This window comes from Pseudomonas sp. Tav-5-1A (assembly GCF_055755055.1).
Genome location: NZ_CM146901.1, coordinates 3,510,880 through 3,533,812, shown reverse-complemented (window position 1 = coordinate 3,533,812; position 22,933 = coordinate 3,510,880). Strand labels below are relative to the sequence as shown.

Below are 22,933 nucleotides of genomic sequence, written 5' to 3'. Positions count from 1 at the left end.
CGACGCCGGCGTGCCAGGGCCCGCTCATGCCTGATAAACCTGAATCGAGTGTGTTTGCCATGACCTCCTTTACCCGCGAAGGGTCGATAAAGACCGACAGCGATATTGATCACCAGGAAACCCGCGACTGGCTGGACGCCCTGGAAGCCGTGGTGCGCAGCGACGGCAGCCAGCGCGGCGAATACCTGCTGCGGCGCCTGGACGAGCACGCCAGCCACCTGGGCGTGCGCCGCAGCGCGCACCCTTATTCGCAGTACCAGAACAGCATTGCCCTGGAGCAACAGCCGGCGTTTCCCGGCGACCTGGCCATGGAAGAACGCCTGACCTCGATCATCCGCTGGAACGCCCTGGCCATGGTGGCCCGGGCCAACAAGGCCTACGGCGAGCTGGGCGGGCACATCTCCAGCTACGCCTCGGCGGCAGAAATTTTCGAGATCGGCTTCAACCATTTCTTCCGCGCCGACAACGCCGAAGGGAAGGGCGACCTGGTGTACTTCCAGCCGCACTCGGCGCCCGGGGTGTACGCCCGGGCCTTCCTCGAAGGCCACCTGGACGAAGCGCAGCTGGCCCGTTACCGCCAGGAAGTGGACGGCGGCGGCCTGTGTTCCTACCCGCACCCCTGGCTGATGCCCGACTTCTGGCAGTTCCCCACTGGCTCCATGGGCATTGGACCGATCAGTTCAATCTACCAGGCGCGCTTCCTGCGCTACCTGGAACACCGCGGCATCGCCGACACCTCACACCGCCATGTCTGGGGCGTGTTCGGCGACGGCGAAATGGACGAACCCGAATCCATCGCCGCGCTGTCGCTGGCGGCGCGGGAAAACCTCGACAACCTGACCTTCATCGTCAACTGCAACCTGCAACGCCTGGACGGCCCGGTGCGCGGCAACGGCCAGATCATCCAGGAGCTGGAAGCGCTGTTCAGCGGCGCCGGCTGGAACGTGATCAAGGTGGTGTGGGGCTCGGACTGGGACGCGCTGTTCGCCCGCGACCACAACCACGTGCTACTGCGCCGTTTCGCCCACACAGTCGACGGCCAGTACCAGACCCTGGGGGCCAACGATGGCGCCTACAACCTGGAGCATTTCTTCGACCAGGACCCTGAGTTGCAGGCGCTGGTGGCGCACATGACCCCGCAGGAGATCGACGGCCTGCGCCGTGGCGGCCACGATTTCCGCAAGCTGTACGCCGCGTTTGCCGCCGCCAAGGCCCACAACGGCCAGCCCACGGTGATCCTGGCCAAGACCAAGAAAGGCTACGGCATGGGCTTGGCGGGTGAGTCGCGCAACACCACGCACCTGCAGAAAAAGCTGGACGTCGACGCCCTGAAGGCCTTCCGCGACCGCTTCGCCATTCCCCTGGACGACACCGCGCTGGAGGAAATGCGCTTCTACAAGCCCGCCGCCGACAGCGCCGAGATGCGCTACCTGCACGCCCGCCGTGCGGCGCTGGGCGGCTACCTGCCACGTCGCCAGAGCCGCGCCGAAGCGCTGCCGGTGCCGGCGCTGGCCAGCTACGCGCAGTTCGCCCTGGCCCCGGACGAGCGCGAGACCTCGACCACCACCGCCGTGGTACGGCTGTTCACCCACCTGCTCAAAGATCAAACACTGGGACCGCGCATCGTGCCGATTGTGGCGGACGAGGCGCGCACCTTCGGCATGGCCAACCTGTTCCGGCAGATCGGCATCTACTCGCCGGTGGGCCAGCTGTACGAGCCCGAGGACGCCGGCGCGATGCTGTACTACAAGGAGTCGCGTGACGGCCAGTTGCTGGAAGAAGGCATCACCGAGGCCGGCGCCATCTCGTCCTGGGTGGCCGCTGCAACCTCCTACAGCGTCAACGGCGTGGCCATGCTGCCGTTCTACATCTACTACTCGATGTTCGGCTTCCAGCGCATCGGCGACCTGATCTGGGCGGCTGCCGACCAGCGTGCCCGCGGTTTCCTGATCGGTGCTACCGCAGGAAGAACTACCCTGGCCGGCGAAGGCCTGCAGCACCAGGACGGCAGCAGCCAGTTGGTGGCCTCGACGGTGCCCAACTGCCGCGCCTATGACCCGGCGTTCGCCAGCGAGGTGGCGGTGATCATCGACCACGGCAGCCGGCGCATGCTGGAACAGCAGCACGACGAGTTCTACTACCTCACCGTGACCAACGAGAACTACCCCCAGGCGCCGCTGGACGCTGCCGACCATGCCGCTGTGATCAAGGGCATGCGCCGCTTCGGCCGCCGTGGCGCGGAGGACGCCGCCAGCCAGGTGCGCCTGCTGGGTTCGGGCTCGATCCTGCGCGAGGTGATCGCCGCCGCCGACCTGCTGGCCGCGGACTGGGGCATCGCCAGCGAGATCTGGAGCGTCACCAGCTTCTCCGAGCTGGCCCGCGAGGCCCGCGAGGTGCAGCGCGCCACGCTGTTCGGCGCCGAGGCGCCTGCGCCCAGCCACGTGCAGCAGTGCCTGGCCGGCAGCTGCCCGGTGTTGGCGGCCAGCGACTACGTGCGCAGCTATGCCGAGCTGATCGCGCCCTACGTGCAGGCGCCATACACCGCGCTGGGCACCGACGGCTTCGGCCGCAGCGACACGCGGCCGGCGCTGCGGCGCTTCTTCGAGATGGACCGTCAGCACATCGCCGTGGCCGCACTGGCCGCCATCGACCCGCGCCTGGCCGCGCAAGCCCGTGAACGCTACGCCATCGACGTCGCCCTCGACGCGCCGTGGAACCGTTGAGCCGAGAAAAAGGAGGACTGCCCAATGCAACAACTCATGGTGCCTGACATCGGCGATTTTCACGATTTGCCGGTGATCGAAGTGTTTATCAAGGCGGGCGACAGGGTGACGGTGGAGCAATCGCTGATCACCCTGGAGTCCGACAAGGCGGTGATGGACGTGCCCAGTACCGTCGCTTGCACCATCCGCGAGGTGCTGATCAAGCCCGGCGACGTGGTCTCCAAGGGCAGCCTGATCGCCCATGTGCAGTACGCCGAGGCGGTGGCCAGCGCGCCGGCGGCCGTCAAGCCAGCCCCGGTGCCGGCGCCTGCACCGTCTTCGCCGCCCGCGCCGGTTGCACTGGCCCTGGCCGGCCCGGCGGTGCGCAAACTGGCTCGCGAGCTGGGCGTGGACCTGGCCAAGGTCACCGCCAGCGACCCGCGCGGGCGCATCCAGCGCGAGGACGTCAAGGCGTACGTCAAGGCCCAGGCGCAGCAACCGTCGCCCGCCGGCAAAGGCGGCGGGCTGGAGGTGCTGCCCTGGCCGGAGGTCGACTTCGCCCAGTTCGGCGCCATCCAGCGCAGCGCCAGGCCACGCATCAAGCGCCTGTCGGCGGCCAACCTGCACCGCAACTGGGTGAGCATTCCCCACGTCACCAACCACAGCCAGGCCGACATCACCGAGCTGGAAGCGCTGCGCGTGCAACTCAACCGCGAGGCGCAGGAGGGCGGGGCGAAGGTCACCCTGCTGGCGTTCCTGCTCAAGGCCTGCGCGGTGGCGCTGCAGCGCTATCCGCAGTTCAACGTCAGCCTGCAGGGCGAGGAGGTGGTGCACAAGCAGTACTGCCACCTCGGTTTCGCCGCCGACACCCCGGACGGCCTGGTGGTGCCGGTGATTCGCGACGTCGACCGCAAGGGCATCGCCGCCATCGCCGCGGAAATGGCCGAGCTGTCGCAGCTGGCGCGCAGCGGCAAGCTGGGCGCGGCGCAGATGCGCGGCGGCTGCTTCACGGTGTCGTCCCTGGGCGGCATCGGTGGCGGGCACTTCACGCCGATCATCAACGCGCCAGAGGTGGCGATCCTCGGCGTGGGCAGGGCGGCCATGGCGCCGAGCTGGGATGGCACGGCCTTCCAGCCGCGCCTGCAACTGCCGCTGTCGCTGTCCTGGGACCACCGCGCCGTGGATGGCGCCGAGGCCGGGCGCTTCCTTGCCTGCCTGGTGGCGTTGCTGACGGATTTTCGTCGAGTGTCGATCTGACCCGTAGAACAAGAACAAGGAGAACCGAGATGACTGCACTGCAAGCAAGCTCACCCGCGGCGGCTACCCAGCCCATCGTGCCGGTGAAGATGGCGCACCTGGTGTACCGCTGCGCCAACCGCCAGGCCATGGTCGACTGGTACCGCCAGGTGTTCCAGGCCCGGCTGGTGTTTCAGGACGAGGTGCTGGCGTTCATCAGCTTCGATGACGAACACCACCGCCTGGCCTTCTTCAACATGCCCGAACTGCCGGCGAAAACCGACCACATGGTCGGCGTGCACCACGTCGCCTACAGCTACCAGACCATCGCCCAGGTGCTGGCCACCTACGAGCGCCTGAAGGGCGTGGGCATCCTGCCGTCGTGGACCATCAACCACGGGCCCACCACCTCGTTGTACTACCGCGACCCCGAGGGCAACGACATCGAACTGCAAGTCGACAATTTCACCGACCCAGCCGACGCCGCGGCGGTGTTCCAGTCGGAGATCTTCCGGCAGAACCCCATCGGCGTGGAATTCGACGCCGACGCCCTGGTAGCGCACTGGCGCGCCGGGGCCAGTGACGCACAGCTGTGCGCCCTGGGCACCTGCGCCACCGGCCAGAGCCTTGGCCCCCAATACAGGTCAGCACCATGAAACTCTGCACCTTTGAAACACCCAGCCGTGCGGCCCGTGTCGGGCTGGTGATGGGCGAACAGGTGGTGGCCCTGCGCGACCATTTCAACGACGCGCCGGCCAGCATGATCGAGCTGATCCGCGAGTGGGCGCTGTGGCAGCCGCAGTTGGCCGAACTGGCCGCCAGCGCAGTCACCGGTACGCCGCTGGCCCAGGTCACGCTGCTGGCACCGGTGCCGCGCCCCGGCAAGCTGCTGGGCATCGGCCTGAATTACGCCGACCACGTGGCCGAGTCGGGCATGGACATGCCCGCCGACCAGCTGTGGTTCGCCATGATGAACACGGCCGCCAACGGCCCGTATGCGCCGGTGGACCTGCCGCGGGTGTCGGAGGCGCTGGACTACGAGGCGGAGATGGTCTTCATCGTCGGCCGGCGCGCCCGTCACCTTTCGCCCGAGCAGGCGCGGCAGGCGATTTTCGGCTACTGCGTGGGTAACGACGTCAGCGTGCGCGACTGGCAGCTGCGCACCTCGCAGTTCCTGCTGGGCAAGAGCTTTGACAGCCATGCGCCGTTCGGCCCCTGGATCGTCACCGCCGATGAGGTCGGCGACCCGCACACGCTGGGTATCCGCTGCTTCGTCAATGGCGAGCAGCGCCAGGCCTCGAACACCGACCAGCTGATCTTCGACTGCTACCAGCAGGTGGCGCACCTGTCGAAAGTCATGACCCTTGAGCCGGGCGACGTGATCTTCACCGGCACTCCGGGCGGCATCGGTGGCGGCTTCAAGCCGCCGCGCTGGCTGCGTGTGGGCGACCGGGTGCGGGTCGAGATCGACGGCCTGGGCATGCTGGAGAACACCGTGCGTGCCGAAGCCTGATGGCCTGTGTCCCCCCTTTCTTCAAGGAGCAAGCGTAATGAGTGAACCCGCCATCATCGACACCATCAACGAACTGGAGGCGCTGCGTTGCCGGGCGCTGGTGGCCAACGACCTGGACGGCCTGGCCGAGCTGCTCGACGAGCAGCTGGTGCACGTCCACGCCACCGGCCAGGTCGACGGCAAGCAGCAGTACCTGCAACTGGTGCGCAGCGCCATCCGCTTTCTCAAGGTGGAACGCAAGGCGCTGCAGGTGCGCGTGCTGGGGGACGTGGCAGTGGCCAGCGGGCGGCTGTTGCAGCACATCGAGTTTCGCAGCAGCGGCGAGCGCCGCGCCATGGACGTGATGACCATCCAGGTGTGGGCGCGCGAGGCCGCCGGCTGGCGCCTGGTGAGTTTCCAGGCCACCAATCTCTGACAGACGTTTTTCCCGGCCCACCCGCGCGGGTGGGTCGCTGACAATAACAACAAGAGACAGACCATGATCAACGTCAAAGTGAAAGCGCTTGGCGCGGTGCTGGCCGCCCTGGCGATCGTCAACTGCCATGCCGATGAAAGCGAAGAACCCGCCGAGGGCACGCTGTTTCGCAGCCTGTTCGGCGACGCCCTCGAACGCGACCATGGCATTACCGTGTCCAACCTGCTGGACGTCGCCTACACCCGCAACAACCGCTCCACCCGGGCCGAACGCAAGGACGGCCTGAGCAACCTGCCCATCACCGGCATGTCCGACGAAGGCCTGGAGCTGGGCAGCCTGCACCTGTTCATCGACAAGCCGCTGGCGGGCAACTTCGTGCCACGCATCACGCCATTGCCGGGCCCGCGGCCCGACGCGGTGGCCTGGGGCTTCACCCTGGAATTCAACTACGGCCGCAACGCCCAGTTCGCCCGCACCTACGGCTGGGACCAGAGCCTGCACATGAACCAGCAGGACAACCTGCGCGCCCAGCGCGACAAGGACTATTTCCTGGCGGTGCCCAACGCCGCGCTGACCCTTTACTTGCCGTACGGGCCGGGCGTCAGCTTCATGGCCGGGGTGTTCGGCCCGGCCATGGGCTATGAAATCCCGCCCAACATTCGCCTGGCGCGCAACCCGTTCGCCAGCAAGACCTACGCCTTCGTCAGCGAGCCGGGCACCGTCGCCGGGGTGCTGGCCAGCAGCCGCGTGTACAACGGCGACGCCGGCCTGCTGGGGCTGGAGCTGGGGGTGGTGCAGGGCTGGAACAACCTGCGTGACAACAACAACGACAAGTCGCTGACCGGCGCCTTGCGCTGGCGCTCGGCGGACATGAACACCTGGGTGGACTACGAGTTCATGGTCGGCAACGAGCAGGACGACAGCCTGGGCGACGTGCAGGCGCCGCCGTCGCGGGTCATTGCCGCGTCGGGGCAGCTCAAGCAGCAGCATTCGCTCAACGGCTGGCATCAGTTCAATGCGCGCTGGTCCATGGGCGCGGAGCTGGTCTACGGCCATCAGGCGGGGGACGGCAAGGCCTCCACGGTGGACGTGCTGACCGGCCCCGGGTTCGACGGCGCGTCCTGGTGGGGCGCCAATGCGGTGGTCACCTATCAGCTGCGCAAGGACCTGGCGTGGTCGCTGCGCGGCGAGCACTTCAGCGACCCCGAGGGCTTTGCGCTGTTCCCCACCACCACCGCCCGCGGCGCCTTCAATGCGCTGACCAGCGGCGTGCGCTATGACATGAACAAGCACCTGTCGCTGCGCCCCGAGCTGCGCTACGACTGGTTCAAGGGCGGCGACGACCAGCGCCCCTTCGGCAACGGCCGTAACCGCACGCAGCTGACGGCGATGGTGGAGGCGCTGTATTACTTCTGATGGGCAGGGGGGCGCCGCCGATGTCTCGTAGCAGCGGCCAAAGGCCGCGTCCCAAGCCACCGCGCCCTAACATACCCATTCCACAACATTCCTCCTCCTTTCGGGCAGTATCCCTCGCTATTACGAAGAAGGCATAATGCCATCCCGCTTTTCTTCGCCCCCCGCCTGAGGTTCGCAACGCATGCAGTTCAACGCCGACTCGGATGCCATGTACCGCCTGCTGGTGCAGAGCGTGGTGGACTACGCCATCTACATGCTCTCGCCCGAGGGCATCGTCACCCATTGGAACCCCGGGGCGGAGCGGGCGAAAGGCTACACGGAAGCTGAAATCGTCGGCCGGCATTTCTCGGTGTTCTACACCGATGAGGACCGCGCCGCCGGGCTGCCTGCCCACAGCCTGGAAACCGCGCGGCGGGAAGGGCGCTTCCATGCCGAAGGCGTGCGGCTGCGCAAGGACGGCTCGCCGTTCTGGACCAGCGTGGTGATCGACGCCGTGCATGATGACCAGGGGCGGATGATCGGCTTCGCCAAGGTGACGCGTGACATCAGCGAGCGGCGCCAGACCGAACTGGCACTGCTGGAGGCCAAGGTGCTGGCCGAGCAGTACAGCGCCGAGATGAGCTCGCTGTCACAGTTCCTCGACTCGGTGATCTCCAACATTCCCGCCAGTGTGATCGTCAAGGACGTGCAGACCGAGCGCATCCTGCTGGCCAACCATCAGGCCGAGGCGCTGTTCGTGCCCAACGGCGCGAGCATGGTCGGCCAGTTGATGAGCGAGGCGCTGGCGCCGGAGACCGCAGCCTACATCGAGCAGCAGATGGGCCAGGACCTCAACATCGGCGCGATCAAGACCGTGGAAACCCTGGTGGCCACCAACCGTGGCCCGCGCACGCTGCGCAGCCGCACGGTGCTCAACCAGGACCCGGGCAACGCCTCGGAATACGTGCTGTTCGTGGCCGAGGACGTCACCGTCGAGCTGGCAGCCAACGCCCGCATCCACCACATGGCCCACCATGACGCGCTGACCGGGCTGCCCAACCGCGTGCTGTTCCACGAGAAGCTCAAGGAGGCGCTGCAACTGGCCGACGGCAGCGGGAAAATCACCGGCACCCTGTGCCTGGACCTGGACGACTTCAAGAACGTCAACGATTCCCTGGGCCACGGCATCGGCGACAAGCTGCTGCGGGCGCTCAGCAGCCGCTTGAAGGTGGAACTGCGCGAGGTCGACACCCTGGCGCGGCTGGGCGGCGATGAGTACGCGGTGATCCTGCCGGAGCTGGAAACCGCCGAGGCCGCCGAGCTGTCGGCCCAGCGCCTGATCCAGGCCGTGCGGCCGCCGTTCCTGATCGAGGGGCACAGCTGCTCGGTGGGCGTGAGCATCGGCATTGCCCTGTCGCCCCATGACCACGACAGCCCCGAGCAGCTGATGGGCTACGCCGACATGGCCCTGTACGAGGCCAAGCGCAACGGCCGCAACCGCTTCGAGCGCTTCAAGTTCCAGCTCGACGAAGCGGCGCGCCACCGCCGCACCATGGAGACCGACCTGCGCACGGCGCTGCACCTGGGCCATCTGCAACTGCACTACCAGCCCATCGTCACCCACGCCGGCGACGAGATCTCCGGGTACGAGGCGCTGCTGCGCTGGCGGCACCCCACCAAGGGCACCATTATGCCCATGGATTTCATCACCATGGCCGAGGAAACCGGGTTGATCCACGAGGTGGGCAACCGCGCGCTGAACCTGGCCTGCCAGGAGGCGGCCAGCTGGGGCACCCGCCAGACCGTGGCGGTGAACCTGTCGGCGGTGCAGTTCAAGAACCCCGGGCTGGTGGATTCGGTGGCGCTGGCGCTGAGCGATTCGGGGCTGGAACCCGAGCGCCTGGAGCTGGAGATCACCGAGTCGGTGCTGCTGGAGGACAGCGAGGGCAACGTCGCCACGCTCAGGGCGCTGAAGGCGCTGGGCGTGGCGATTTCCCTGGATGACTTCGGCACCGGGTACTCGTCGCTGGGCTACCTGCGCTCATTCCCGTTCGACCGGATCAAGATCGACATGTCGTTCGTGCGCGAGATGGCGGACAGCAAGGAGGCCCTGGCGATCATCCGGGCCATTACCGGCATGAGCAACAGCCTGCTGATCAAGACCACCGCCGAAGGAGTGGAGACCGCCGAGCAGATGCAGCAACTGATCAGCGAAGGCTGCTCGCACTTCCAGGGCTACTACTTCGGCCGCCCGGTACCGGCCGCCGAGCGCCGCCACGCCTGATACACCGCGTGGCCTGGGGCGCCGCCTGCGGCAGCTGCTACGGGAAATGCATATACTCCCTATCGCGACGCGATTGCCTTCGCGTAGCAGCGGCCGCAGGCCGCGTCCCGGCCAACGCGGTGTTCCAGGCACACCGCCTCAAGCCCGCGCTGCCTCGGCGCTGAACTGCTCCGCCAGCTTCACCGCGCTCATGGGCTTGCCCAACAGGTAGCCCTGCAGGATGTCGCAGCCCAGCTCCGTGAGCATTTCCCGCTGCTCGGCCGTCTCCACCCCCTCGGCCACCACCTTGAGGCCCAGGGTCTTGCCCAGCGCGACGATGGCCGAGACGATGGCTTCGTCTTCGTTGCCCTGGGCCAGTTCGGTGATGAAGCCGCGGTCGATCTTCAACTCGTTGGCCGGCAGGCGCTTGAGGTACAGCAGGCTGGAGTAGCCGGTGCCGAAGTCGTCGATGGAAATGCCCACGCCCAGGGCCGCCAGCTGGTCGAGCACCACCAGCGCCGCCTCGGCGTCGCGCATGGCGGTGGTCTCGGTGATCTCCAGGGTCAGGCAGCGCGGCGGCAGGCCGGTGCGCTGCAACGCCGAGCGCACCACCTCCACCAGGTGGGCGTTGGCCAATTGCACGGTGGAAAGGTTGACCGCGATGGTCCAGTCACGCTGGCCCTGGGCGTGCCATTGGGCCATCTGCCGGCAGGCCTCGTTGATCACCCAGTTGCCGATCGGCACGATCAGCCCGCTGCGCTCGGCCAGGGGCAGGAAGCGGTCGGGCGGCACCAGGCCCATGTCCGGCTTGTTCCAGCGCAGCAGCGCCTCGACGCCGGTCATGGGGCCGGCAGGCGCGAGGATCTTGGGTTGGTAGAACAGCACGAACTCATTGCCCTCCAGCGCCTGGCGCAGGTCGTGTTGCAGCTGCAGTTGCTGGTGGGCGTTGATGTTCATGGCGCGTTCGAAGAAGCAGTAGCCGTCGCGCCCCTGTTCCTTGGCGTGGTACATGGCGGCGTCGGCGTTGACCATCAGTTCATGGTCGTTGGCGCCGTCGGCCGGGTACACCGCCACGCCGATGCTGACCGACACGTGCACGGTGTGCTGGCCCAGCACGTAGGGTTGCCTGATGGTTTCCACCAGGTGCTGGGCCAGCGCGGCGGCGTCGTCAGGCTCGCAGCTGTCGGTCAGCAGCACGAACTCGTCGCCGCCCAGCCGCGCCACGGTGCCTTCGTCATGCTGGTCGAGGCTGATGCGCCGCGCCACCTCGATCAGCAACTGGTCGCCGACGTGGTGGCCGTAGGTGTCGTTGATCGCCTTGAAACCGTCCAGGTCCATGAACAGCATGGCGAAGCGGGTTTTCTGCCGGTTGGCCTTGTGGATCGCCTGTTCCAGGCGGTCGTTGAGCAGGGTGCGGTTGGGCAGGTGGGTCAGGCTATCGTGCAGGGCCAGCTTCAGCAGCTCGCTGTTGGCGCGGTCCAGGGAGTTGGCGAGCAGGCTGGTGCGGATGTCGAGCATCGAGATCACCAGGGCGATGGCGCACACCGCCAGGGTGACGACGATGACCACCACCACCAGCCATTTGCTGTCCAGCCCGCCGTTGGCGGCGCCGCAGACGCTGCCCACGGGGAACTGCGCCGCCGCCATGCCGGTGTAGTGCATGCCGACGATGGCGCAGCCCATCACCAGCGAGGCGCCCAGGCGTGCCCGGCGGATGAACCGGCCTTCGTTGCGCAGGCGGAAGGCGATCCACAGCGCCGCCCCCGATGCCAGAATGGCGATGACCACCGACAGCGCGAACAGCCAGGGGATGTAGTGCACGTCGGGGTTCATCAGCAGCGCCGCCATGCCGGTGTAATGCATGGCGGCAATGCCGATGCCCATCAGCACCGCCCCCAGCAGCAGGCGCGGCAGCGGCATTTCCTTCTGGCACGCGAGCCACAGGGCAAAGGCCGAGGAGGCCACGGCGATCAGCAGCGACAGGCCGGTCAGGACCGGGTCGTAGCCCAGCTGGATCGGCAGCTGGAAGGCCAGCATGCCGATGAAGTGCATCGACCAGACGCCCGTGCCCATGGCGAACGAGCCGCCGGCCAGCCACAGCGCCGCGGCGCGGCCCCTGGCGCGGTTGACCCGGCCGGTCATGTTTAGCGCGGTATAGGAGGCCAGGATGGCAACGACCAGGGAAAACAGGACGTACAGGTTGTTGTAGCTGCTTGCGTACATTGGCGCTCCCTGTGCGGAACCCACTCACTGTGTTAACGGCGGCCCGGCGGTTTTCTAAAGCGGTGCGTGGTGCGTTCACTCGGCCTTGGGGCGCTTGAGCGCCTCGCGGTTTTCCTCCCTGAACTTGGCGCACAGGATGCGCATCATCAGGTTGGCGCGGTCGACGCCTTCCGGCGACTCCAGCGCGCGCCTGGCCTCGTGGGCCAGGTTGCTGAGCGAGCGGTATTCGTTGTTCGGGCGCGGCATGGGGTCACCTTGATCGGGGCTGAGTCACACTGGGCAGGGTAACGCTAGCACCTGAGGGGCCGGATTGCATCCTCCGCCTGGCCGGTGGCTGCGGCCTGCTGCGTCCGGGGGCCGCGCCGATTTTTTCCACGCGTGCACGCACGAACGACGACGGCCCCTGCACTTCATTAGCCTGCGCTCATCGTTTGATGACAGGAGGCTTCGATGAAGTCGTGGGGTGAGATCAGTCTGTGGATGGACCAGCTCGAGGAGCCGCGCACCGCGCGCCCGGCGCTGGGCGCCCAGGTGCAGGCCGACGTGGCGATTATCGGCGCAGGCTACACCGGGCTGTGGACGGCCTATTACCTCAAGCGCCAGGCGCCGCACTTGCGCGTGGTGGTGCTCGAGGCCCAGGTGGCCGGCTTTGGCGCCTCGGGGCGCAACGGCGGCTGGCTGATGGGCAACCTGCTGGGCGAGGACCGCATGCTGGCGCCGCTGCCCGCCGCGCAACGCCGCCAGGCCTTCGACCTGCTGCACGGCATCCCGGACGAAGTGGCCCAGGTGGTGGCCCGCGAAGGCATCGACTGCAACCTGCGCAAGGGCGGGGTGCTGTACTGCGCCGCCCGTTACCCCGAGCAACTGGCCAGCCTGCGCAGCTACCTGCAGCATCTGCGCGAGCTGGGCCTGGGCGAGGACGACTACCGTTGGCTGGAGCCTGCCGAGCTGGCCGGCCAGGTGCGCATGACCAACGCCTATGGCGCCGTCTATAGCCCACACTGCGCGACCATTCACCCGGCCCGGCTGGCCCGTGGCCTGGCCCGCGCGGTCGAGGCCCTGGGCGTGGAGATCTATGAAGACAGCCGGGTACTGGACTGGCAGCCGGGCCGGGTCACCACCGCCCACGGCAGCGTGGACGCCGACTGGGTAGTGCCGGCCGTGGAAGGCTACGCCGCCGAACTGCCGCCCCTGGGCCGCCACCAGCTGCCGGTGCAGAGCCTGATGGTGGCCACCGAGCCGCTGCCAGCCTCGGTGTGGGAGCAGATCGGCCTGAACCGTGGCCAGGCCTTCAGCGAGTTCAGCCGCCAGGTCACCTATGGCCAGCGCACCTTTGATGACCGCCTGGTGTTCGGCGCCCGTGGCGGCTACCGCTTCGGCGGCCGCCTGCGCAGCGACTTCACCTTGAACGCCGACGAGCGCGGCCTGCGCCAGGCGCTGATGGGCGAGCTGTTCCCGGCGCTGCGCAGCGTGCGCCTGACCCACGCCTGGGGCGGCAACCTGGGCATGGCCCGGCGCTTCCGCCCGCACATGCTGCGCGACACCCAGCAGCGCATTGCCCTGGCCGGCGGCTATGGCGGCGAAGGTGTAGGCGCCAGCAACCTGGCCGGGCGCACCCTGGCCGACCTGATCCTGGGCCAGGACAGCGCCTTGCTGCAGCAGCCCTGGGTGTTCACCGACAGCCCGGTGAGCAGCCTGCGCAGCTGGGAGCCCGAACCCTGCCGCTGGCTGGGCTACAACGCCATCATCCGCAGCTTCAGCAGCGAAGACGCGCTGCTGGCCAACCCCCAGACCCCGGCGTGGCGGCGCCGCCTGGCGCAAGTCCTGGCCAACCGCATGGAAGGCCTGATGGCCTGGAAAGTCGGCTGAACCCTCAATAACAACACGGAGCGCAACATGAACATCACGCATTTGAAAGGCAGCCACACCATGGCCCTGGCGGAAACCTTCCCGGTGGCCGTGCCCATGGGCGAGCCGGTGGCCACGGTGTCGGTTACCAGCGTGGAACGCACCGACGGCGTCGAGACCGGGGTGTGGGAATGCACCCCCGGCCGCTGGCGCCGGCAGATCGCCCAACAGGAGTTCTGCCACTTCACCACGGGCCGCTGCACCTTTACCCCGGACGGCGGCGAGGCGCTGGAAATCGTCGCCGGCGACGCCCTGATGTTGCCCGCCAACACCCACGGCATCTGGGATGTACAAGAGACAACAAGAAAAACCTACGTGCTGGTCTTCTGAACTGCCGCCCCCCTTAGGTCTGGTAATCGAGGTGCTCATGCTCAAGAAACTGTTGCCGCTGATGTTCGTGGCCTGTACCACCCAAGCCGCTGAAGTCGTGCACATCTACAACTGGGGCGAGTACATTGCCCCCGATACCTTGCAGAACTTCCAGAACGCCACCGGGTTCGGCACCCAGTATGACGTGTACGACAGCAACGAGACCCTGGACGCCAAGCTTGCGGCCGGCCATTCGGGCTACGACGTGGTGTTCCCCTCGGCGCACTTCATGGCCCACCAGATCCAGAGCGGCGCCCTGAAAACCCTGGACCGCAGCAAGCTGCCGAACTGGAAAAACCTCAACCCCATGCTGATGAAGGCCCTGGAGGCCGACGACCCGGGCAACCTGCATGGCGTGCCGTACCTGTGGGGCACCACCGGCATCGGCTACAACGTCGACAAGGTGCGTGCCGCGCTGGGCAAGGACATTCCCATGAACACCTGGGACGTGCTGTTCAAGCCCGAGGTCCTCGCCAAATTGCATGGCTGCGGCGTGGCGGTGCTCGACAACGGCCCCGAGCTGCTGCCCATCGCCTTGCGCTACCTGGGCCTGCCGCCGCACAGCAAGGACCCGGCGGACTACAAGAAGGCCGAGGCGCTGCTGTTGCAGATGCGCAAGAACGTCACCTACTTCCACAGCGCCAAGTACATCGGTGACCTGGCCAACGGTGATATCTGCCTGGCCGTGGGCTGGTCGGGCGACGTGATGCAGGCCGCCAACCGCGCCACCGAGGCGGGCAACGGCGTGAAGGTCAAGTACGAGATTCCCAAGGAGGGCGCGCCGTTCTGGATCGACCTGATGACCATGCCCGTGGACGCCCCCAACGAGGCGGCCGGCTATGCCTTCATCAACTATATGATGGAGCCCAAGGTGGCGGCCAGCATCAGCAACGCGGTGCGTTACGCCAACGGCAACGCGGCGGCGGACAGCCTGGTGGACCCGAAACTGGCGGCTGACCCTGCGGCCTATCCGCCGCAGGAAGTGATGGACAAGATGTTCATCCTCGAAGCCATGCCGTTGAACATCGACCGCCTGCGCACGCGCATCTGGAGCAAGGTCAAGAACGGCGTGTAACCCCCACGGTGATTGCGTAGCAGCTGCCGCAGGCTGCGTCTGGCCCACGCGGTGTGTCAGGTTCACCGCGGCGTTAATGACGCGGCCAGCGGCCGCTGCTACGGGGGTTGCGTTACAGGCGTTGCTCGGGCGGCAGCAACAACCGCAGCAACGCCGGCAATGCCACCAGCACCAGCGGCATCTGCACCACCAGCCCTGAAATGATGGCGATGGCCAGCGGCTGCTGCATGGCCGAGCCAGCCCCCAGGGCAATTGCCAGCGGCAGCAGGGCCAGGGTCGCGGCGATGGTGGTCATGGCGATCGGCCGCAGGCGGTTGGCGCCGGCTTCCAGCAGCGCCTGGTGCAGCGGCAGGCCTTCGTCCTTCATCAGCGTCTGCAGCTCCGAGATATAGAAGATGGCCACCTCGGTGACGATGCCGATGATCATGGTCATGCCCATCATCGCCGAGATGTTCAGCTCGATGCCGGTCAGCCACAGGCCGATGAACACCGCGCCGGCGGCCAGCAGCGGCATCAGCATCACCGCCAGGGCAATCAGGAAGCTCTCATACAGCCACAGCAGCAAGGCGAACACCAGCGCGGTGGCGGCGCCGAACACCAGCATCAGGCCGTGGAAGGCGATCTGCTGCTGTTGGAACAGGCCGCCCATCTCATAGGTCACGCCACGGGGCAGGGTGTGCTGCTGGCCCAGCAGCTTCTGCACGTCGGCCACGGTGGAGCCCAGGTCGCGGTTCTCCAGGCGCGCAGTCACGCTGACCACCCGGCGCAGGTTGTCCCGCGAGATCTCCTTTTCACCCACCACCGGCACCAACTGCGCCACGCGCTTGAGCGGGAACAGGTGGCCGTCCGGGGCGCGCAGTTGCAGGTTGGCCAGTTGCTGCTCGTCCAGGGCCATGGCGCCAGCGGTGCGCACGCGGATGCCCACGGTCTTGCTGCCCTGGGTAAAGCTGGTGGCGACCACGCCCTGCACCAGTTCGGTCACGGCCTGGGAGACGAACTGCGGGTCGACGCCCTCGGCCGCTGCGGCCTGGGGCGACACCTGCAACTCCAGCGAGTCGCCGGCCGGGTTGAGGCCGTCGTTGACGTCCACCACACCCTGCACCTTGGCCATGGCCTGGGCCACCGCCTGGGCGGTGTGCGCCAGCTGGTCGGGGTCGTCGCCGTACAGCTTGACCTGGATGGGCTGTGGCACGGCAGTCAGGTCGCCGATCAGGTCTTCCATCAACTGCGCCAGCTCAATGGTCAGCCCCGGCACGCTGTGTTCGACCTCGGCGCGCACCTGGGTCATCACCGCGTCGATCGGCTGGCGATCGCCGGCCTTCAGCCGCACGAAGAAATCGCCCTTGTTCGGCTCGCTGAGGCCGCCACCCAGGCCGGCGCCGGTGCGCCGCGACCAGGTCAGTACGTTGGGGTTGTGGCGCAGGATGGTCTCCACCTGGCGCACCATGCGGTCGGTTTCCGACACCGAGGTGCCGGGGGTGGAGTGGTAGTCGAGGACGAAGCCGCCTTCGTCCATGGCCGGCATGAAACCACTGCCCACCCGCGAGAACGCCAGCAGCGACACCAGCACCAGCGGCACGATACCCACCAGCAGCCACCACGGCCGCGCCGACACCCGCGCCAGCAGGCGCTGGTAGCGCTGCTGCACGGCATGGGCCAGGCGGCCTTCCTTCTCTTCGGCGTCCCTGGCCGTGAGCCATTTGTTGCACACCAGCGGCACCGCCAGCCAGGTGAACAGGAAGGAGATCAGCAGGGCGCTGGCCATGGTGATCGACAGCGCCTTGAAGAACGCCCCGGTGACCCCGCTGAGGAACGCCAGCGGAATGAAAATCACGATGGTGGCGCTGGACGAGCCCACCAGCGGCCGGGTGAACTCCTGGGCGGCGCGCATCACGCTGCCCTCGAACGCGTTGCGGCCACCTTCGCGCACCCGACGCATGATGTGCTCGATCATCACGATGCCATCGTCGATCACCAGGCCCACTGCGGCCGCCATGCCGCCCAGGGTCATGATGTTGAAGCCCATGCCGAACAGCTTCAGCAGCAGAATCACCGGCGCCATCACCGTGGGCACCAGGGCGATGGCGATGACGGTGATTTTCCAGTTGCGCAGGAACACCAGCAGGGTCAGCGCCGCCAGCACCACGCCGATCAGGATGGCATCGCGCACGCTGCCCTGGGACGCCACCACCAGCTCGCTCTGGTCGTACCAGTTGGCGATGGTGACCCCGGGCGGCAGCTGGGCCTTGGCCGCGTCGAGGGTGTCGCGCACCTGCCGGGCCATGGTCACGCTGTTGGCGCCGGGCTGCTGGTAGACGTTGATCAGCACCGCGTCGGTGCCGTCCGCGGTCACCCGCACCCATTGCGGGGTGGCGCCCAGGCTGACCTTGGCCACCTGGCCCAGGCGAATGGGCGTCGGCGTGCCGGCGCCGGCAACAATCACGTTCTGTACGGCGGCAAGGTTGGTCAGCTGCGCGTTGGCCACCAGCAGGTACAGCTTGTAGCGGCTTTCGATGCGGCCGGCGGCTGTCAGGGTGTTGCTGGCGGCAATGGCCCTGGTAACGTCCGCCGGGCTCAGGTGGTGGGCCGCCAGGGCGAGCGGGTCGATCTCTACTTCGATTTCATCCTGCTCGCCGCCGGCCACATCCACCTTGGCCACGCCCTCGATGGACGACAACAGCGGCCGCAGTTGCAGTTGGGCCAGGTCGTGCAAGGCGGCCAGCGACTGGTTTTTCGAGGTCAGGCTGTAGGCGATCACCGGGAACACCGTGGGGTCCATGCGCCGCACGGTGAAGTTGGTACCCGGCGGCAGCTGCGAGGCGGCCTCGGTCAAGGCCGTCTGCAACTGCAAGGTGGCCTGGTACATGTCGGTGCCCCAGTCGAAGTTCACCGAGATATCGGCGGCGCCACGGCTGGTGGTGGACTCCACCCCGCGCACGTTGGGCACTTTGCGCAGGGCTTCCTCGGCGGGCATGGTCACCAGGGTGGCCATCTGCTCGGCGGGGCGGTCGCCGTTGTCCAGCGACACCTGGGCCCGGGGGAACTGGATGTCGGGGAACAGTGACGTCGGCAGCTGCAGGGCGCTGAGCACGCCCACCACCACCAGCAGGGCGATCATGAACAACAGCGAGCGGGTGTGCCGTTGCATCCAGGGTTGGCGCGGGTTATCGATAGGCGAGGTCACTGCGCGGCTGCCCCCGTGGCGGAGGTGGACGAGGTGGCGGCGCCGGTCTCCAGCTGCACGGCCATGCCATCGGCCAGCTGCGCGCTGCCGACGGTGACCACCGGTTGGCTGGCGTCCAGCGCACCGTCGACGCCCAGCTGCTGGCCGTCGTCGGCCAGCACCTTGACCGCCACCCGCCGGGCATGGCCCTGGGCGACCTGGAACAGGTAGGTGTCCGGCTGGCCCAGCAGGGCGGCGGCGGGCACTTGCCACAAAATTTTGGGCTGGGTGCGCACCTCGACGCTGACGTGCATGCCGGGCATCAGGCTGGCGTTCTGCAGGGCGACGTTGGCGCCTATCGTCACCAGCTGGCTGGTGGCGTCGATCGAGTGCCCCAGGCTGGTCACCGAACCCTGGGCGCTGGCGGCCAGGTTGCTGGCCACGGCCGTGACGGTAAGGGCGTCGCCCTTGTGCAGCTGCGCGGCGTCGGCCGGCTCGATGCCGAAATAGAAGTTGGCCTGGGCGGCGGGCCCGGACGGCTGGCTGAGCAGCATCAGCGCGGTGCCGGCGGCCACCTGGTCGCCCTGGGCGGCGCTGATCTGCAGCACGGTGCCGTCGCGGGGCGCGGTGATCACCTGGGTGCCGGGGCGGGCGCCGGTGGCCTGTTGTGCGTCCAGCGCCTGCTGGGCATCGGCCACGGCCTTCTGCGCCACCGCCAGTTGCGAGGCGGTGGCCAGGCGCAGGTCGAACTGCGCCTTGACCCGCGCCTGTTCGGCGCGGGCGTCATTCACCGCGGTGCGCGCCTGGGCCGAGGCCAGTACGGCAGCGGGGTCGGCGCTTATTTCCAGCAGCGGGTCGTGCTGGTGCACCACCTGGCCGGGGCTGACCCGCAGGCGGGTGACGCGGGCCAGGTAAGGCAGGCTGATGGACTGGGTGAGCGAGGCGGTGGTGCCGACCACGCCGTAGCCGCGCAGCAGCGAGCTGACCGGCCCTTGCTGGGTACGCACGGCCTGCACCGTGGCCACCGGTTCATCAGCGGCGCGGGCTTGCAGGATGGCCAGCGACAGCACGGCCACGGTCAGGGGGCCGAGGGGGCGAAGCGTCATGGTGCGGTTACTCCAACGGCCAGGGGCTTGCTGGCATAGGGTTGAGGAATGTCGGCGCCCATCAGCGCCTGCAGGGCCACGCGCTGTTCGGCCAGGGCCTCCTGGGTGGTGGCCACGGCGATGTCGCGGGCCAGCAGCGAGTTCTGCGTGTCGGTGTAGGTGCCGATGGTCACTGCGTGCAGGGCATAGGCCCGCTCGGTGGCGGCCGCCAGGCTGTCGAAGTCGGGCAGGGCGTGTTGCAGGGTGTCGACCTGCGCAGCCAGCAGCTGGATATCGGCGCGCAGGCGGTCGACGTCGGCGTAGGCGCTGTTGACCCGGTTGAAGTACTCCACGTGCAGGCGCTCGCGGGTGGCCTTCTCGATGGCAATCACCCCGCGGTTGCGGTTGAACACCGGCAGCGACAGGGTCAGGGTGTAGCCCTGGGTCTTCACGTAGGAGGTGTCGCGGGCCTGCTGCACGCCGAACTGGAAGGTGGGGAACTGGTTGAGCACGGCGGCGCGGTACTTGTTTTCCTGGGCCAGGTAGCCCTGTTTCAGGGCCAGCAGGTCGGGCCGGCGGCTGGCCAGTTGGCCCAGGTCCTGGTGGGTCAGGGCGATGCTGGCGGCGATCGCCTGGGCAAAGGCGGCGTCGCCCAGGGGCTCGCGGGGCAGCAGCTTGAGCTGGACGTCGGGCGCCAGGCCCAGCAGGGCGTTGAGGTCGTGGCGGGTCTGGGAGGCGGCGCGCTGGGCGTCGGCCAGGGCGGTCTGGCTGTCCTGGTACGCCAGCTGCGCCACGCCCAGGGCGTCGCCGGTGATGTCGCGCTGACGGGCGCCCTGGCTCATGGCCTGCAAGCGGGCCAGGTTCAGGTCACGCTGGCGGGTCAGCAGCGGTACGGTGGTGTCCTGCAGCTGCGCCTTGAGGAACAGGATGCGCGCCTGGGCCACCAGCTGCCATTCCTGCCACAGCATGCCCAGGTCGGTCTTGCGCACCGTGGCGTCGGCGGCGGCCTTGTTGGCGCCGCGGGTGATGATCTTCATCACGTCGATGCTCAGGCCGGCGGTGTAGTCCGAGGAGGCGCCGCTGATGTGCGGCCGGGTCCAGTCCTGGATTGCCGTGAGCTGCGGGTCGGGCAGCAGGCCGGCGTCGAACGCCTGGGCCTTGGCGATGGCCAGGTCGCTGCGGGCCAGCTTCAGGTCCGGGTTGTTGAGCACGGCCAGGGTGGCGATGTCGGTCATGTCCAGGCCCTGGGCAGCGGCGAAACGGTGCGCGGGCAGGGGTGGCAGGCCCAGGGCGTGGGCGTCGACCTCCACGCGGGTGGCGCTGGCGGGCAGGGTGGGGTGGTCGTCGCCGGCCCCCAGGGGACTTGCGTGGTACACGGCGCAGGCCGACAGCAGGCAGCCCGCCGCGGTGAGCAGGGCCGCGCGGGTGAGGGCGGGCAGGGTCCGATGCATAAGGTGTCGTTCGCTTTATTGGGATCGCTGCCGGGCATCCTGAACGAGCGTCAATGGCGCCGAGTTCGCCGCTGGGTAAACTTTTTGACAGGTGATAAGTACTTGTCGCTGCGCGGTTTTTTATTTGCGTAGGGGCAGCGGTGGCAGGGTGCAAAGCGTCAGTGGCGTTGTGCTAGGCTTCGAAGGTAGTCAGGAACGGCAATGTTTTGTCGACAAACCGATCGCAGGAGGGATTGTTCAAAGCCTGCGGGGGTGATCAAGGGAGGGGCACGGATGCACGTATTGGTTGCAGAACACGACACACAGACACGACTCATCATCAGTAATTACCTGCGCCTGCACGGCCACCAGGCCACCTGCGTGGGCGACGGGCTGACCGGGCTGCACCTGGCGGTGACCCAGCCGTACGATGCGCTCGTATTCAACGCGCAATTGCCCGGCATAGATGGCTACCAGGCCTGCGAGCGGCTGCGCGGGGCGGGGCGCGCGCATCTGCCGTTCGTCATCGTTGCCCAGGCCCGGGACCTGGGCGAAGTGCTGCGCGGCTTCAAGCTGGGCGCGGACGATTACCTGGCCGGGCCACTGGAGCCCAGCGAGCTGGTGGCGCGCCTGACAGCCATCACCCGGCGCATGGCGCGCCTGCACACCCGGGTGCTGGAGGTCCACGACCTGACGTACGACCTGGACACCCTGCACGTCAGGCGCGGCGAGCAGGCCATAGACCTCAACCCCACCTCGCTGCACCTGCTGGAGCTGTTGATGCGCAAGAGCCCCGCCGTGGTGTCCCGGCAGGAAATGCTGGACGCGGTCTGGGAAGGCGCGCCGCGCAGCAGTGATACGTTGAGAAGCAATGTCCACCTGCTGCGCCGTGCGGTGGACAAGCCGTGCTATACGCCGCTGATCCACACCCTGCATGGCGTGGGGTATCAACTGATGTGTCGAAGCGCCTGACGGGACAAGCGCGGCGTACTCGGACGCGGCCTGCGGCCGCTGCTACGGGCACCGTGGCGTCAGCGGCCCACGCGGTTACGGGCGCGGTTTCGGCTGGGCCTTCTGCGCCGTGGACTGGGCCGTGGACTCGCGGTTGGGCTGGCCAGGCTTGCTGGAGCGGTGGGCGTCGTTGTCGCGCTCCACTTCGCCGGGCGGTTGCGTGGCGGTGGCGTCAGGTCGGGTGTCTTTGGGCTGGCTCATCAGGTTTGCTCCTTTGTGAACAGGGGGTCACAGAATCGGCTTACCGCCGGTAACCCCATAGCGGGTGCCGGAGATGTAGCTGCCCTCGTCCGAGGCCAGCAGCACGTAGATCGGCGCCACTTCCACCGGCTGGCCAGGGCGGCCCAGCGGCGTCTGCGCACCGAATTGGGTGACTTCCTCATCGGGCATGGTGGCGACGATCAGCGGTGTCCAGATCGGCCCCGGTGCCACGCTGTTGACCCGTATCCCGCGTTCGCCCAGCAGTTGCGCCAGGCCGGCGCTGAAGTTGGCGATGGCGCCCTTGGTGGTCGCGTAGGCCAGCAGGGTGGGCTTGGGCGTGTCGGAATTCACCGAGCTGGTGTTGATGATCGCGCTGCCCGCCGCCATGTGTGGCACGGCGGCCTGGCACAGGCGAAACATGGCGGTGATGTTGATATCGAAGGTCTTCAGCCATTCGTCGTCGGTGATGTCTTCGAAGCGCTCGTGGGTCATCTGGAAGGCCGCGTTGTTCACCAGCACGTCGATGCGGCCGAAGCGCGCCACGGTGTCATCGACCAATTGCCGGCACACGCTTTTCTGCGCCAGGTCACCGGGCAGCAGCAGGCATTGCCGGCCTGCGGCTTCGACCCAGCGCGCAGTCTCGTGGGCGTCTTCGTGTTCATCCAGATAGGCCACGGCGACGTCTGCGCCTTCCCGGGCAAAAGCGATGGCCACGGCGCGGCCGATGCCGCTGTCGGCACCGGTCACCAGGGCGATCTTGCCCACCAGCCTGCCGCTGCCCTTGTAGCTCTGCTCGCCGCAGTCGGGCGTGGGGTCCATCTGCCGTTGTGAACCGGGCACGGCCTGGGGTTGGCGGGGGAAGGGCGGTCTGGGGTAGTCGCGCATGTTCGGCTCTCCTGATGATTGAACAGGCCTGTGGTTGAGATACCGGCGCGAAGGTGAAG

Annotated in this window: 18 protein-coding genes; 11 read left to right on the top strand and 7 right to left on the bottom strand. The window is 67.7% G+C overall.

Annotated features, from left to right (window positions below; all coding sequences use genetic code 11):
• Positions 1-59 precede the first annotated feature (59 nt).
• The 7 genes from mdeB (at position 60) to AC0J42_RS16065 (ending at position 9,545) form a co-directional block, all read left to right on the top strand.
• On the top strand, positions 60-2,723 hold the full coding sequence (mdeB, locus tag AC0J42_RS16095; RefSeq protein ID WP_473002412.1) for an alpha-ketoglutarate dehydrogenase: 2,664 nt from the start codon (positions 60-62) through the stop codon (positions 2,721-2,723).
• A gap of 24 nt (positions 2,724-2,747) precedes the next feature.
• Positions 2,748-3,959 (top strand): 2-oxo acid dehydrogenase subunit E2, encoded by a 1,212-nt coding sequence (locus tag AC0J42_RS16090; RefSeq protein WP_473002411.1) that lies wholly within the window; start codon positions 2,748-2,750, stop codon positions 3,957-3,959.
• A gap of 29 nt (positions 3,960-3,988) precedes the next feature.
• Positions 3,989-4,594 carry a VOC family protein gene (locus AC0J42_RS16085; protein WP_473002410.1) on the top strand — a complete coding sequence of 202 codons (606 nt, stop codon included), beginning with the start codon at positions 3,989-3,991 and terminating at the stop codon, positions 4,592-4,594.
• Positions 4,591-5,451, top strand: coding sequence for a fumarylacetoacetate hydrolase family protein (locus AC0J42_RS16080; protein ID WP_473002409.1), 861 nt, complete (start codon positions 4,591-4,593; stop codon positions 5,449-5,451). Before AC0J42_RS16085 ends, AC0J42_RS16080 begins: the two co-directional genes overlap by 4 nt.
• A 37-nt stretch (positions 5,452-5,488) precedes the next feature.
• Entirely contained in the window at positions 5,489-5,866 is a 378-nt protein-coding gene (locus AC0J42_RS16075; protein ID WP_473002408.1) for a nuclear transport factor 2 family protein, read from the top strand.
• Between the two features lie 63 nt (positions 5,867-5,929).
• Complete coding sequence (locus AC0J42_RS16070; protein ID WP_473002407.1) at positions 5,930-7,282, top strand: outer membrane beta-barrel protein; 1,353 nt, start codon at positions 5,930-5,932, stop codon at positions 7,280-7,282.
• 181 nt (positions 7,283-7,463) lie between these two features.
• A complete protein-coding gene (locus tag AC0J42_RS16065; protein WP_473002406.1) occupies positions 7,464-9,545 on the top strand; it encodes a sensor domain-containing protein in 2,082 nt (693 codons plus the stop codon).
• Between the two features lie 138 nt (positions 9,546-9,683).
• On the opposite strand, the gene AC0J42_RS16060 is transcribed toward AC0J42_RS16065, so the two are convergent.
• Both AC0J42_RS16060 and AC0J42_RS16055 read right to left on the bottom strand, forming a co-directional pair.
• Positions 9,684-11,747, bottom strand: a complete 2,064-nt coding sequence (locus AC0J42_RS16060; protein ID WP_473002404.1) for a putative bifunctional diguanylate cyclase/phosphodiesterase — start codon at positions 11,745-11,747, stop codon at positions 9,684-9,686.
• Positions 11,748-11,822: 75 nt separating this feature from the next.
• A complete protein-coding gene (locus tag AC0J42_RS16055; protein ID WP_416424569.1) occupies positions 11,823-11,993 on the bottom strand; it encodes a hypothetical protein in 171 nt (56 codons plus the stop codon).
• Between the two features lie 204 nt (positions 11,994-12,197).
• On the opposite strand from AC0J42_RS16055, the gene AC0J42_RS16050 reads away from it, so the two are divergent.
• From AC0J42_RS16050 to AC0J42_RS16040, 3 genes are read left to right on the top strand one after another with little or no spacing between them, the layout of a single operon-like run.
• Positions 12,198-13,616: an NAD(P)/FAD-dependent oxidoreductase gene (locus tag AC0J42_RS16050; protein WP_473002403.1), complete on the top strand. Its 1,419-nt coding sequence runs from the start codon at positions 12,198-12,200 to the stop codon at positions 13,614-13,616.
• A gap of 27 nt (positions 13,617-13,643) precedes the next feature.
• Positions 13,644-13,985, top strand: coding sequence for a cupin domain-containing protein (locus AC0J42_RS16045; protein WP_473002402.1), 342 nt, complete (start codon positions 13,644-13,646; stop codon positions 13,983-13,985).
• A 37-nt stretch (positions 13,986-14,022) separates the two neighbouring features.
• A complete protein-coding gene (locus AC0J42_RS16040) occupies positions 14,023-15,099 on the top strand; it encodes a polyamine ABC transporter substrate-binding protein (RefSeq protein ID WP_473002400.1) in 1,077 nt (358 codons plus the stop codon).
• 112 nt (positions 15,100-15,211) lie between these two features.
• Here the strand turns inward: AC0J42_RS16040 and AC0J42_RS16035 are convergent, their stop codons facing one another.
• The 3 genes from AC0J42_RS16035 to AC0J42_RS16025 are packed head-to-tail and all read right to left on the bottom strand — an operon-like array spanning position 15,212 to position 20,798.
• The gene (locus AC0J42_RS16035) at positions 15,212-18,283 is read right to left on the bottom strand and encodes an efflux RND transporter permease subunit (protein WP_473002399.1); all 3,072 of its coding nucleotides are present in this window, start codon (positions 18,281-18,283) and stop codon (positions 15,212-15,214) included.
• Entirely contained in the window at positions 18,280-19,368 is a 1,089-nt protein-coding gene (locus tag AC0J42_RS16030; RefSeq protein ID WP_473002398.1) for an efflux RND transporter periplasmic adaptor subunit, read from the bottom strand. Before AC0J42_RS16030 ends, AC0J42_RS16035 begins: the two co-directional genes overlap by 4 nt.
• Entirely contained in the window at positions 19,365-20,798 is a 1,434-nt protein-coding gene (locus tag AC0J42_RS16025) for a TolC family protein (RefSeq protein ID WP_473002397.1), read from the bottom strand. Before AC0J42_RS16025 ends, AC0J42_RS16030 begins: the two co-directional genes overlap by 4 nt.
• A gap of 273 nt (positions 20,799-21,071) precedes the next feature.
• Between AC0J42_RS16025 and AC0J42_RS16020 the strand changes: the two genes are divergently transcribed.
• A complete protein-coding gene (locus tag AC0J42_RS16020) occupies positions 21,072-21,749 on the top strand; it encodes a response regulator transcription factor (RefSeq protein WP_473002396.1) in 678 nt (225 codons plus the stop codon).
• Between the two features lie 75 nt (positions 21,750-21,824).
• Here the strand turns inward: AC0J42_RS16020 and AC0J42_RS16015 are convergent, their stop codons facing one another.
• Positions 21,825-21,989, bottom strand: coding sequence for a hypothetical protein (locus tag AC0J42_RS16015; protein ID WP_416424561.1), 165 nt, complete (start codon positions 21,987-21,989; stop codon positions 21,825-21,827).
• A gap of 27 nt (positions 21,990-22,016) precedes the next feature.
• The gene (locus AC0J42_RS16010; RefSeq protein ID WP_473002395.1) at positions 22,017-22,874 is read right to left on the bottom strand and encodes an SDR family oxidoreductase; all 858 of its coding nucleotides are present in this window, start codon (positions 22,872-22,874) and stop codon (positions 22,017-22,019) included.
• Positions 22,875-22,933 lie beyond the last annotated feature (59 nt).